This is a genomic window from Desulfosporosinus youngiae DSM 17734 (assembly GCF_000244895.1).
GTDB lineage: Bacteria > Bacillota > Desulfitobacteriia > Desulfitobacteriales > Desulfitobacteriaceae > Desulfosporosinus > Desulfosporosinus youngiae.
The window spans coordinates 1,143,657-1,156,094 of sequence record NZ_CM001441.1 but is presented as its reverse complement, the minus strand read 5'-3'; the positions used below and the strand labels follow the sequence as shown (position 1 = coordinate 1,156,094).

The window sequence follows — 12,438 nt, the reverse complement described above, 5'->3', positions numbered from 1 at the left end:
AAAAAAAACTATTCTAGAAGTTCTTATAAAAAAGCATGGGGGTATTTTTGAAGCTTCAAGCGGGAATTATAGAACGTTAACATTGAAATTACTCAATGTTCTTTCACACTTAATACGATTTTCAGGAGGTTAAGATGTCTGAAACAACTACTTCAAATTCCAATACTGATTTATCGGGAATCCATATAGTTGTGACTGGTGCCTCAAGCGGCATTGGGCTTGCGATGGCTGAAGGTCTTCTTCGTGTGGGGGCTACGGTGGCTTTGGCTTCAAGACCGGGAGTGAAATTGGATAATCAAGTTACCCGACTTAAATCCTCTGGTTTGGATGCATACGGATTGCCTATAGATGTTCGCTCGGAAACATCGATTGCAGAGGCCGTTAAATGGGTACAAAGAATATGGGGGAAGCTTGATGTTTTGGTCAATAACGCCGGAATTGGTATGCAAACTGTAAATAAGCGATTCCTGGTAGAACCACAACCATTTTTCCGGATTACCCCTGACGAATTCCGAAATATGATTGACACAAATCTCACGGGCTATTTTCTGGTGGCCCGTGGATTTACCCCACTTATGATTGAGCAGGGGCATGGAAAAATTATTAACATTACAACGGATCATGAAGACATGAGGTGCAAAGGCTTTGTACCCTATGGACCTTCTCGTGCCGGAGCTGAGTCTTTGTCATACATAATGGCAGAGGACCTCCGCCCATATGGAATCACGGTCAATATGCTGCTTCCCGGGGGATTGACAGACACCGGTATGATTCCGGTCGAGCTTAAACGCCAGCTTAAATCCCCTCTGCTGCGCCCAAAGGTTATGGTAGAACCCATTATTTTCTTAGCTTCCAGCAAGTCTGATGGTCTAACGGCTGAAAGAATAACCGCCGTTGAATTTTCCAAAATCTGAGGTTACGCAAGGCATCTATCCAAATAATCCTTGCAGGTATTGATTCGTTTCTTCTTCCTGAGGGTTTGTGAAAAACGCCTTTGTGGTGTTCATCTCTATCAGCTTTCCTCCTAGAAAAAAGGCAGTGGAGTCGGCGATTCTTCTAGCTTGCTGTAAATTATGAGTAACAATGACGATTGTATACTGCCGGGAAAGTTTCACGATCAGGTCCTCAATTATTTTAGTATTATGGATATCAAGGGATGAACATGGTTCATCCATCAATAAGACCTCAGGTTCAACACATAGGGAGCGAGCGATACTGAGTCTTTGTTGCTGTCCACCGGAAAGCTTTAAAGCAGACATCGTTAAATGATCCTTTACTTCCTCATAAAGTCCACATAGTCTTAACTTAGCTTCGATAATTCTATCTAAGTTGCTCTTGCCTCTTACGCCATGGTATTTCAGAGCATAGGCCAGATTATTATAAATCGACATTGGAAAAGGCGTGGGGTGTTGAAAAACCAGGCCAATTTCCGTCCTTAATTTTGCTAAAGGTATCTGATCAATACACTTCCCCTTAAAGAGGACCTCACCAGATACTCTCGCCTGCTTTTCTTCCACAATAAGTCTATTTAGAGTTCTAAGCAAGGTTGTCTTCCCACAACCGGATGGCCCGATGATCGCTAAGATTTTATTTTGAGGAATGGCCAGATTAACCTTCTTCAGTATCCCCGTATCCCCGATTGCGACACTCAAATCCTTAAGCATTAGATGAGGTTTCATCGCTTTCCTCTCATTCCTATTATAGTGGGTACTGCTGCTAATAAATTAAGGATTAGAACTAAAGCCATCAAAACGAAAGCAGTACCATAAGCGTTTTCTAAGGAGATTCCTTGCCCCATTAAAACATAAAGGTGATATGGCAAGGACATGAACGGCGAGGCTAGGGACTCTGGCACAGGTGCATTCATCATGCATCCTGTGAGCATAACCGGAGCAGCGGCTCCCATCGCAAAACCTGAAGCCAGGGTGATGATCGAAAGAATCTGTTTTCTATACATAGGCAATAACAAATTAATGATAGTATACGATGGGTTGATTCCTAAAGAGGCCGACGCTTCCAGCAGCTGTTTGTCGGTTTCTAGAAATAGTTTTTGCAGCCTGATTTGAATAAAAGGGAAAATCATAATAGCTAGAGTTAGACCAGAGGCAAGGATCGATAATCCAAGCTTTAGCTTAATGACTAAAAAGGCATAACCGAAGAGCCCCAATACTATGGAAGGAATACCGGCAATACATTGAATAATCAGGTTAACGACCAGCTTAATCCTATCATTCTTACAATAAAAAACGACATAGACTGCCGCAAAAAAGGCCAGGATCGTGGCAAAGAGACTGGCAATCAACGTAACCAGCAGACTGCCTGCTATGGCCGGCCAGATACCTCCTGCAGAACCCACCGGAAAACCCGCAGGTTTTTCCAGAATAAAATTGAGGTTTATGGCTCCTTGGGCTTTTATAAAAACGAAACTCATTAAAAAAATTAATAGGCTTATAGAGATAATGGCGCTTAAGACAGTCCAACACCTCATGAAGAAATCGGTTTTATTCATATTAAGCTCTATTCCTTTCGCTGTGCTCAAGATACAAAAATTTGAAAGCGCCGGTAAAAAGAAATCCGTCCGCGTTTCACGAGCCGGCGTATATATCAACCCGCTTTTAGTTCAATGTGCAAGCCGGCAATTAACGACCTCATTCGAGATTCTCAATCATGTTCTTCTTAATTAGATAGAACAGAGCATTTAGGAACATGAGGAACATCATCAGTACAAAACCTGCCGTAAAAAGAGCGTGATAATGTAAACTGCCGAGACCAGCCGTCCCTATTTCCAAAGCGATGAGCGCTGGAATAGTCTCACCTTTCCCCAGCAGTTTCGGAAGAATCGGTGAATTTCCGATAACCATCATCACCGCCATCGTTTCACCCATCGCCCTGGAAAAGGCTAAGATCATCGAGGTTAAAATTGCACCTTTGGCATTTGGCAAAATTAAAGTTCTTAACATATAACTTTTTGAAACACCCAAGCTTAAAGACATTTCCTTATATTTCTTATACGATTTTTCCATGGTTTCTGTGGCAGATGAAACTATATACGGTAAAACCATTACTGCCAGGACAATTCCACCGCTAAGGATGGATTCACCAGCGGCAAGCATGAACCTTTTCTCAAGAAATTTCACCACAACCAAGAGGCCGACGAAGCCAAAAATAACTGAAGGTATTCCCGCTAACACCCCTAAAATTGAAGTTAGAACGCTTTTTAGCCTTTCGTTTTCAAGGACAGCTAATTCTAGGGCACAGCCAATTCCAATCGGCAGAGAGATTAACACTGCAACCATTGAGACATACAAGGTCGCTAAAATCATAGGAAGAATTCCAACAGCCACTGGTTCACCGGCTAAGGGGTTCCAGGTTAGCCCACTTATAAATTCAAAGAAATTAATGTCTCGAAAAATTAGCATGCTTTCCTTGGTAATAAAAATAATCGCTAGGAAAAGCAAGCCAACGGAGATCACCGTAAAGATTATGCTGAAAATAATAAATAACTTTTCAAATGCTTGATTCATAAAACACCTCATGAAAAACACCGATAGGATTTCTGGATCGGGTAGGAGGCTGATCATTATTTGATCAGCCGACCTCCCACAGCACCGTACGTACCGTTCGGTATACGGCGCTTCCAAAGTTTACACGTTATTTCGCAGAGTAATATTCACTAAAACTAAGATATCCGACTTGCTTAAACCGCTCGTTGGATAGTGCTCTCGTCAGAATAGGGCTATGGGCAGTTCGCCAATAGCCTTTTCTTGTATTTGCCCACATCCAAGCTTGTTCCTTGCTAATACCTGCTTTCTTCAGGTTTTTAAACCGAGTTCGGATTTTCTTCCATCGCTTCCAAGTTACCATTCGTATACGACTTCTCATCCATTCATCCAGTTCCTTGAGTAGCTTCTTAGCATCTGCCGGTTTGAAGTAATTTGTCCAGCCTCGTACCACTTGATTGAGCTTAGTTCTGCGCTCTTCGATTCCCATCCCATTGCTACGCCCAGTAACTTCCCGGATTTTGTCCTTAAGCTTCTGGATGCTCTTAGGATGGATTCTCAGGCGCCCTTCTCCCCTGTAAATATAGAAGCTATATCCTAAAAACTTGACATAGTTTACATGAGCAACCTTCGTTTTCTCCCTATTTACCTTTAGAAACAGTTTTCCTTCGATATAGGGGAGAATGTGATCAATGGTTCGTTTTGCCGCCTTCTTACTTTTGCAGAAAATCATCATATCATCTGCATACCGTACAAAGTGGTGTCCTCGCTTTATCAACTCGTGGTCGCACTCGTTAAGCATTATGTTGCCAAGTAACGGACTTAGGGGGCCTCCCTGTGGCACACCCTCTGGACTTTCTTCAAACATCCCGTTGGTCATAACTCCTGCTTTCAGGAATTTGTGAATCAGGGATATGACCCGGCCATCTTTTATCGTCTCCGACAAAATCTGAATCAGCTTGCTTTGGTTTACCGTATCGAAATACTTCTCCAAGTCCATATCGGCTACATATCTGTAACCTGCTGTAATATAGGTTTGGCATCTTCTTAGTGCACCGTGTGCACTGCGGTTCGGTCGGAATCCAAAGCTATTGTCTGAGAACTGTTTCTCGAATATGGGACTTAGAGCCTGAGTTATCGCTTGTTGGATTAGCCTGTCCAAAACGGTGGGTATTCCTAGTTTTCTAGTCTTTCCGTTCTCTTTAGGTACTTCTACCCTTCGTACGGGTTTTGGACGGTATTGACCGTCCCGGAGGGATTGCAAGAGTTCCTCCTTGTGTTCTTTTAGGAAGGGTAGAAGTTCATCTACCTGCATACCATCAATCCCACCTGCGCCTTTGTTTCTTTTAACCTGCCTATAGGCCTGGTTTAGATTCTCGGTGCTAAGGATTTGCTCAAGCAAACCTTCTGTCTGCTCATTTGTGTTGGTGTTGTCGGTTTCAGTCATCTTTGGGGGCGCACACACTTCTGCATACTCTTTCTGTTCCGCAGATACCCTTTGCAAATAGTCTCCTTTTCGAAGTTGTCTGTGTTTTAGGTTGCCACTTTCAGTAACTTTCATTGACCCACACCTCCTTTGGTTCAGCCCTTCCGTCGGTGTCTAGAACACCTCTGTACTATGGCTTCGGCTGACTCCTCACGATAAATCTTGTTTCAACCGGGTTTCTTACTCTGTTTCCACCCGTCCGTGAGGCCTCCCACGGTAAGACGATTCACTTTCATTCCATGTACCCGCAATATCTACGCTAACGTGTCCGTGTAGCTTTTGGGCTTTGACTTGTGTAGCAGTCTTACCCCACGTTTTGCGCCTTATACTGTTCGTATTCCTCGGGGCAGAACTTTGCCGTAGGCTTCCTTCAGATTCCACCTTGCGATGGACACCCTTGCCTTAAGCTAATGGTTGGTCGCTACATACCCCCATAACGGACTTTCACCGTCAAGTTAATCGTCATGCGTGGCGCACTACAAAAAATCCAGAGGCTGAGTAACCTCTGAATTTATAGATATTATCTAGGTCTATTTATTTGGAACAAATCCTAATTTCTCGATTACATCCATTCCTTCGTCTGAGACAACATAGTCCATAAACGCTTTTTCTTGAGGCAACATATCTCCTTTTCTAAGTACAATCAGAGGCCGGGATACTTTGTAGGTTCCATTTAAAATATTCTCTGACGTTGACTCTATCCCATCAACTTTAAAGGGAACAAGTTTCCCTTTATTTTGATTGACCATACCATAGGAAGCATAGCCTATTGCATTTTCATTCTCGATAATTTTTGTGACCAATGCTCCCATAGATGGGGCTTGAATCACATCCGCACGAACCTTGGTGTCTCCCATAATCGCTTTTTGAAAAACCTCATGAGCACCACCCCCGATATCACGAGTTACAACAACAATTTCTGTTTTTGGTAAAGAAGGATCAACATCATTCCAAGTCTTAAATTCTCCAGCGAAAATTTTCTTTATCTCTTCCGTCGTTAGTGAGTCTTTTAGTTTTGTAAGCTGATTCTTAGGGTTCACGGAAATAGTTAAGGCATCCATACCTAGCTTGAATTCCTGATACCCTTCAATTTTGGCTTTTTCTTCATCTGTTACCTTTCTGGAAACCATACCAAAATCACTAACACCATCAATGATTGATTTAACACCTGCACTGGAGCCAGCTCCGGATACATAGATTGCGATATCCTTTTTATCAAATTTGCTATCAACTTTATCCCAAGTCACATAGTGCTCATTAAAGCTTGTCGACAATTGCGATATGACAGGAGCTAACGTTGTGGAACCATAAAACTTCATTTCTGATTTGAATTGAGTCTTTGCATCCTCAACAGGTTTTGAACCTCCCGTTTGGCTGGAACATCCAACTAAACTAACAACCAGGGCTGCGGCCAAAAGTAGTGCTGTCAAAATTCTCTTATTCATTTCTCTCCCCCTAATTCTAACTACATATCCATATAATTCATCGTAAGGAAATTATATGATTAGTTTGTGAATATGTACAATATAACTTTTTAATGATGTAATAATATGTATTTTTATTATGTTTATAACTTTATTCTTTCTTGATCTCACTATATCACTGGTCTTTTGTCCTTTTTCGTATAATCTGAAATTAGCCAGCGCATTATAAGCTTAATAAGTAGAAGCTCATTTGAATTCAATTTATAATCGTGGAAACCTCTACCTTAAATGAATAAAAGAAGGAAGGAATTACATGTTTGATCTGTCCTTTTATTTTATTTTTGCAGCTTTAATCGGGCTAGCTACCATAATATTAATTCCAAGAAACTTGTATAAAAAATATTTTCTTTATGGCTTAATTTTTGGTGGAATAGGAGATACACTGCTTATCACTTTATTTCATTTAATGGGTTATCTTAACTATAAAAACATGGGTGTAACAAGTATTTTCGGGCTTTTTTCATTTTGGACCCCTATTTCTTGGACCTTTTACTTTATGATTTTCTTTTATTTTCTACCGGTAAAAAAGTCTTTTTTGGTTCCATATCTACTTGCCTTTGTTGCTTTGAATTATTCAGTGGGTACGGTAATGTCACAATCAGGACTATATGAAGTAATCGGAATCTATAAATATGTCCAACCATTTATTTATCTTGCTTGGTGTTCAATCTCGGCTTGGGCATTTCACAAAAACGAATATAAAAGTATGATCTAAGTCATATTCACAGTGGGATATATTTTCATCGCCTTCATGAATTGAATAGGTATGCACTTTCGCCGAAATTGCCACGCAACTTGGCTGTATGAAAATGATCTACCAGATCATTTTTTTTTAATTTTTTCTAGTGAAAACCTACCATCTTCGAGAATCTTCCAACACACTTTGCCTGATTTGGGAACCGCCGGCAGCTGCCAGCCCGTTTTCATATTTCAACACTAAGGTTGAAAAACATCTTTGTCCAAACCGCATTTTTGGCGGCTATAGCCCTCACGCTTGTCTGAGGCTCGGCATATCCTATAGCGGTATCTGAAAAGACATTCCGCAAAAGGATGGGAAGCCGATATGAAAATGGAAATTTCCAACAGGACGCCTGAGCAAATCGCGTCCGAGATTAACTTTATCAAGGAAGAAAGCGGCAAGATGCTGCTTAGCAACGCCGTTGAGATCGGACGGCGTCTGACGGAAGCCAAAGAGCTGGTACCCCATGGAGAGTGGCTCAAATGGCTGACTGAATCAGTGAGTTACTCCCGAAGCACTGCCAGCAGACTGATGAAAACCTTCCGGGAGTACGGGCCTATACTCTCTTCCCCCGTTGGGGAAGAGAGGCCAAATGGTGCATCGATGCAACATTTGAACTACACCCAAGGACTCATCCTCTTTGGCATCCCACTGGAGGACCGGGATCGATTTATAGCGGACAATGATGTTGGGAATATGAGCCAGCGGGAGCTGCGGCAGACAATTAATGAAAATAGCCGGACGCCTCAGGAAGAAAACCTCCATGAGCCGAAAAATCAGGTAACGCTAAAGCAAGAAGAGGCGGAAGAGGCAGCGGATAAGCCAATGAATAAACCTATGGATAAACTTATGGAACCAATCCGGGTGGAAAGGAAAATCATCAAGCCGAAAACTGTGCAAACTGCGCTGCCAACAGAGAATGCCAATACCGACAGCATGAAATACCACGCCCAATACGCCATGCATCGCGACAACATGCTCAGCGCCTACGGGGAGCTGCTGAAAACGCTCGTCGCCTTAAACAGAGTAGACCCGGTGAAGAAAGAGGCAAATAGAGAAGAGGCGTTAAAGATAACCACTAACATGAGTGAGACGCTGAAGAAATATCCTCCTGCGATCAAGATAATTTTTTGAATATTAAAAAAGGCAGAGCCTAGCGCAGCAAAGAGATGCCGGGTACGGCATCTCTTTGTTATCCCCAAGGCACGCAGAAACGGTAGTAAGGTTTAGATACTGGCATCAGTCCTTTGACACCCTCTGCATTTTATATAGCCGTATCCTGGAAAGCAATATCTTTGATAGGCTACAACGTAGATTTCTGCATTGTTTGCTGAGTGGGTCCGAACTGTTTAGAATATAGAAATGCTACAACAACGATTAAGAAGGCAAGAACGAAGAAAATGTTGCTGTAAATAAAGACTGCTTTATTGGATATGATCGGATTAAAATGGAACACGGTCTTATTATGATCCAAAATCTTTCCAATCAGGCTGGTTGCGGTTGCTCCGGAAATAAAATTTAACATCGAGAAAAGTCCCATCCCAACTCCGATTTGCGCCCTGGTTAACGTCCGGGAAATGGTATTGGACATGGCAATTGACATAAAGGTTTGTCCCAGATTGCCGAAAATTAAAAAAATCATAATGAGTAACGGTGAGGCACCTACAAAGGAGGACAATAAGCTATAGCAGGCGAAAAGCAGGAATGTAGCCGTATAAACCAGAAGCAGATTCCCCTTTTTATCGGCCAACTTGCCGCCTTTACGGCCCATTAGCGCTGATGACAGTGCTGCGGGAAACATAATCAGGCCAATCACGGCAGGGGAAAGATGATTCACCTTAGCCAGAAACTGTGGTGTCATAAATGGCAGCGCAAAGGTAAGAGATGACGTCAGAAAGGCAAGAACAAGTCCAAAAGTATAACTCCTGTTTTTAAAGAGGCTGGGCTGAATAAAAGGTTCTGCTGCCATGTGAATCCGGAATAAGAACAAGATCAGCAGTACTAACCCTGCAACGAATAATAACCATTTTCCTTGTGTGATGCTCAAAAGAAACAAAGTAACCGTGACCGCCAGCAAGGCACCACCGATTAAATCAATTTTGCCAGTATGACCTCTCTCGTCATCTAAATATTTTCTGAACAGGGGCAGGGCAATCAAGGGCAGTAAAGATAAGAAAAAAAGAAAGCGCCAACTGAATAGGCTGGTCACAATCCCTGCTACGATTGGCCCGAGCGCGCTTCCTAGTGCCAAACCGACCGCTGAAGTTCCTAAAGCTTTCCCTCTTTTTTCCGGAGCGAAGTAGCGAACCGGAATAATCATCGCAGTAGCTGGAATGACTGAGGCACCGGAAGCTTGTAAAACACGTCCAAGAATGATCATCCAGTATTGGGTCGCCAGGAAACCGACAATAGAGCCTATGGCAAAAAACACCAAGCCGAAAGTCAGCAGATCCTTCAGCCGGTATTTATCCGCCAGCTTGCCATAAGTGACCGAGCCAATTGCGTACACGATCATATAGCTTGTGAGCATCCAGCTCACCTGAGAAGGAGATAAATTGTACTCTAAACTTATCACAGGCAGAACAACATTAAACATAGTGGCATTCATCACGGAAAAGACAAGTGTTAAAGCCAAGATTCGCATCAATATTTCCCCGTTATTTTTCTGATTGGCTATGTTTTCCACAAAAATCCTTCTTTCTACGAGTTGTTGTAACACCTACGCACACGTCATGTCAGAGGTAAAAGTCGCGGCCACCGTAACTATGAATGGGTTACTAAAAAAGATCCCCCCCAAAATGGGAGGAATCCAATTAAAAAAGCTGATTAAAAATCGATTGCCTTATTTCCAAAAGACTAAAAGCCTTGATTTTACTGGTCGGAGCGACATGATTTGAACATGCGACCTCTACCACCCCAAGGTAATACGATGAGTTTAACGCACAACTCAAACAATATAGTGTTTTCAACGAACATGATATACAGATTATATCACGTAAATATTTACTTTAAATCATCGTTAAGGCAGATACTAACGCTATAATTATATATCTAAATATTTTGTTGGGCATTTTGTTAGGCATGAAGCTACCATAAAATACCCAACAAATTTAAAGTGCATAATTATATAATGCTTCCTTACCTATTGTCCATCCCGAGAAGATATGTTTTTTCTAAATAAATCCCTTCTGCTAAATTTACATATCTCTCATATTCTAAAAAGATTGAACTATTGTTGCCAAGCAGGCTCATAATTGACCGACCAAGCCTTATTGCCTCTTCAGTATATTTTAAATACTGCTTATCACTTAAGACGCTCTTGTATGCGTTTTCAAAAACATCTTGCTCAATATCTGTCACAGTGTTGCCTCCTCAAATTGCCACTTGCCGAGGAAGGATAAAACTGGATATAATACAAGCATAAGAATCCTTCTTAGGAAGTGCCATTCTTATTTAGGAAGACCGCTGACCCTGGCAAGAGAACGCGGTCTTCCTTCTTTATTTTCTTTTCACAGGCTTTTTTATAATTGCTGATTTCTCTCGCTCAGGCTTTTTAATTTGCTCAACAACTAAACCATCCTCGCCCTCTGCAACCATAAATCTTTCGCCATTTAATTGAAATATTTCCCCGGCAATTAGACCGGACTCCTCCAAGCCTGATACCATGCTAATTTTGCGTCTTTCCCAGGTGTCGCCCCCATCACAGCTAACTTTGACCTCAACTTGCGCCTTTGCTGGATCAAGGAATTCATTTTCAAACTGATCTTTACTTGCCTTCGACTTTTTCTTTGACATCCCTTACCCCTCCCTACTCAGCGCATGATACTGATTAAGTAATTGATCAAGCTCTTTGCTCACTCTAACAATCTTATTATCACTCAGTGTAGGAGCGAGGGCGAATTCGTTTAGCCTCCTCCGCTTTCGTTCGATTTTGATTAATAAGTTCCACTTTGACATAGTCATTGCCCCTCCCCGAACTAATAATCCGTTAACCAGAACACATGTTCCCATAGCCGTGTTTTTTATGATATCGCTTTGGGTCAATTTAGACAAGGGGTAATTTGTCGAAAGTTATATGCTATGTCATATCATTTAAAGAAATATTTAATACCGCCGCAATTTTTGCCTTAACCCTTATACTGGGGACTCGTAAGCCTATCTCGATTTTCTTATAATAATCTTCAGTAATCCCCAACAAGGCTGCAATTTCCTTTCGGGTTAACCCTATCTCCTCTCTTCGTTTTTGTATGTATTTACCTAATTCCACTTTACACCTACTGTAATAAAAATAAAAAACTAAATTGTCGAGCTAACCGGGGTACGTTTTCGACAATTTAGCTGTTTACAAATCGTTAAAATCTTTTATACTTAGCATTAAAAAGAAACAGAGTAGAGATTTTAGATGCCTAAAGTAAAGAATTGCTTGCGTAAAATTCGCCATGAACTGGAAATTGACACGCAACAAGAAATGGCTAATTTCCTGGGGGTCAAGCAACAACAGTACTCGCGGTACGAAAATAACGTAGTCCAACCATCTCTAGCTGTTGCCCTAGGAATGGCCAAAAAACTAAATAGGCCGGTTGAAAGAATTTTTCGACTTTTTTAAAAACCTTATTTACTAATGAGGTTTTTGTTAGTTTTATTTACAACTCTTATGTGTATTTTACAACTAAATAGCGTATACATTAACAGGTAATTCATGGCATAAAATAAGCCCCGGGAACTAACTCCCCTGGGCTTATTTTATGCCTCATCTAACTTGTTTAATGGACTAATCCCTTATTGCAGTCCCACCAAAAATGCCTAACATTAGGATTTGCGTAGGGAGGCGTCTCGTATACCTCACCCTCTACGCCAAAAAGATTAAGAATAGCAATCGCTTCCAGATCCTTTGCTTTTCTTATACAATTTGAGATGGACAAATGATATCTCTTATCCTCGCCTATGCAGTTCTTCGTGAAGCAAATCCTAAATCCCCCGGGAAAATCCCTCCAATGCCGTTCGTCAGGTATGTCGTTAGATAGTTTAGGGTAATCATCAGCCGCTTTAATAAGCTCTCGGATCTCATGCCTCGTTTCCTCTAATGAGTATTTCTTTTTAGCTTTTGCCATACCAACTCTCCCCTTCTTGCTCAAACTTCGCCCCGGATATATGTTCGTTCGTAGAACTTGTGTTCTATTATAGCTTATCGGCGGCAAAATTAGAAGTGGGGATAAAAAGCAGCGATTG

15 protein-coding genes are annotated in these 12,438 nt (G+C 41.6%); 4 read left to right on the top strand and 11 right to left on the bottom strand.

The features are described 5' to 3' along the window. Positions 1–134: 134 nt before the first annotated feature. Complete coding sequence (locus DESYODRAFT_RS05675; protein ID WP_007780569.1) at positions 135–914, top strand: SDR family NAD(P)-dependent oxidoreductase; 780 nt, start codon at positions 135–137, stop codon at positions 912–914. Between the two features lie 15 nt (positions 915–929). On the opposite strand, the gene DESYODRAFT_RS05670 is transcribed toward DESYODRAFT_RS05675, so the two are convergent. The 5 genes from DESYODRAFT_RS05670 to DESYODRAFT_RS05650 form a co-directional block, all read right to left on the bottom strand. Continuing rightward, positions 930–1,679 (bottom strand): phosphate ABC transporter ATP-binding protein, encoded by a 750-nt coding sequence (locus tag DESYODRAFT_RS05670; protein ID WP_007780567.1) that lies wholly within the window; start codon positions 1,677–1,679, stop codon positions 930–932. Then, entirely contained in the window at positions 1,676–2,509 is an 834-nt protein-coding gene (locus DESYODRAFT_RS05665; protein WP_007780563.1) for a PstA family ABC transporter permease, read from the bottom strand. The genes DESYODRAFT_RS05670 and DESYODRAFT_RS05665 overlap by 4 nt, the downstream gene beginning before the upstream one ends. A gap of 139 nt (positions 2,510–2,648) precedes the next feature. Then, complete coding sequence (gene pstC / locus DESYODRAFT_RS05660) at positions 2,649–3,524, bottom strand: phosphate ABC transporter permease subunit PstC (RefSeq protein WP_007780561.1); 876 nt, start codon at positions 3,522–3,524, stop codon at positions 2,649–2,651. A 127-nt stretch (positions 3,525–3,651) separates the two neighbouring features. After that, entirely contained in the window at positions 3,652–5,061 is a 1,410-nt protein-coding gene (gene ltrA, locus DESYODRAFT_RS05655) for a group II intron reverse transcriptase/maturase (protein ID WP_007780559.1), read from the bottom strand. A gap of 455 nt (positions 5,062–5,516) precedes the next feature. Then, positions 5,517–6,431, bottom strand: a complete 915-nt coding sequence (locus tag DESYODRAFT_RS05650; protein ID WP_007780555.1) for a phosphate ABC transporter substrate-binding protein — start codon at positions 6,429–6,431, stop codon at positions 5,517–5,519. 292 nt (positions 6,432–6,723) lie between these two features. Here DESYODRAFT_RS05650 and DESYODRAFT_RS05645 point away from each other — a divergent pair, with 292 nt between their 5' ends. Next, complete coding sequence (locus DESYODRAFT_RS05645) at positions 6,724–7,185, top strand: hypothetical protein (protein WP_007780553.1); 462 nt, start codon at positions 6,724–6,726, stop codon at positions 7,183–7,185. A 348-nt stretch (positions 7,186–7,533) separates the two neighbouring features. After that, positions 7,534–8,343 carry a DUF3102 domain-containing protein gene (locus DESYODRAFT_RS05640; RefSeq protein ID WP_007780551.1) on the top strand — a complete coding sequence of 270 codons (810 nt, stop codon included), beginning with the start codon at positions 7,534–7,536 and terminating at the stop codon, positions 8,341–8,343. Positions 8,344–8,512: 169 nt separating this feature from the next. Here the strand turns inward: DESYODRAFT_RS05640 and DESYODRAFT_RS05635 are convergent, their stop codons facing one another. From DESYODRAFT_RS05635 to DESYODRAFT_RS05620, 5 genes are all read right to left on the bottom strand, one after another. Then, positions 8,513–9,895, bottom strand: a complete 1,383-nt coding sequence (locus DESYODRAFT_RS05635; protein WP_007780548.1) for an MFS transporter — start codon at positions 9,893–9,895, stop codon at positions 8,513–8,515. Positions 9,896–10,347: 452 nt separating this feature from the next. After that, positions 10,348–10,569, bottom strand: a complete 222-nt coding sequence (locus DESYODRAFT_RS05630; RefSeq protein WP_007780545.1) for a hypothetical protein — start codon at positions 10,567–10,569, stop codon at positions 10,348–10,350. Between the two features lie 138 nt (positions 10,570–10,707). After that, complete coding sequence (locus DESYODRAFT_RS05625) at positions 10,708–11,004, bottom strand: hypothetical protein (RefSeq protein ID WP_007780543.1); 297 nt, start codon at positions 11,002–11,004, stop codon at positions 10,708–10,710. Positions 11,005–11,007: 3 nt separating this feature from the next. After that, positions 11,008–11,166, bottom strand: a complete 159-nt coding sequence (locus DESYODRAFT_RS26970) for an aspartyl-phosphate phosphatase Spo0E family protein (RefSeq protein WP_007780541.1) — start codon at positions 11,164–11,166, stop codon at positions 11,008–11,010. Positions 11,167–11,287: 121 nt separating this feature from the next. Then, positions 11,288–11,476 carry a helix-turn-helix domain-containing protein gene (locus tag DESYODRAFT_RS05620; protein ID WP_007780540.1) on the bottom strand — a complete coding sequence of 63 codons (189 nt, stop codon included), beginning with the start codon at positions 11,474–11,476 and terminating at the stop codon, positions 11,288–11,290. 135 nt (positions 11,477–11,611) lie between these two features. Here DESYODRAFT_RS05620 and DESYODRAFT_RS05615 point away from each other — a divergent pair, with 135 nt between their 5' ends. After that, positions 11,612–11,815 (top strand): helix-turn-helix transcriptional regulator, encoded by a 204-nt coding sequence (locus tag DESYODRAFT_RS05615; protein ID WP_007780538.1) that lies wholly within the window; start codon positions 11,612–11,614, stop codon positions 11,813–11,815. Positions 11,816–11,972: 157 nt separating this feature from the next. Here DESYODRAFT_RS05615 and DESYODRAFT_RS05610 read toward each other — a convergent pair whose 3' ends face one another. Then, positions 11,973–12,320 carry a hypothetical protein gene (locus DESYODRAFT_RS05610; RefSeq protein ID WP_007780536.1) on the bottom strand — a complete coding sequence of 116 codons (348 nt, stop codon included), beginning with the start codon at positions 12,318–12,320 and terminating at the stop codon, positions 11,973–11,975. Positions 12,321–12,438 lie beyond the last annotated feature (118 nt).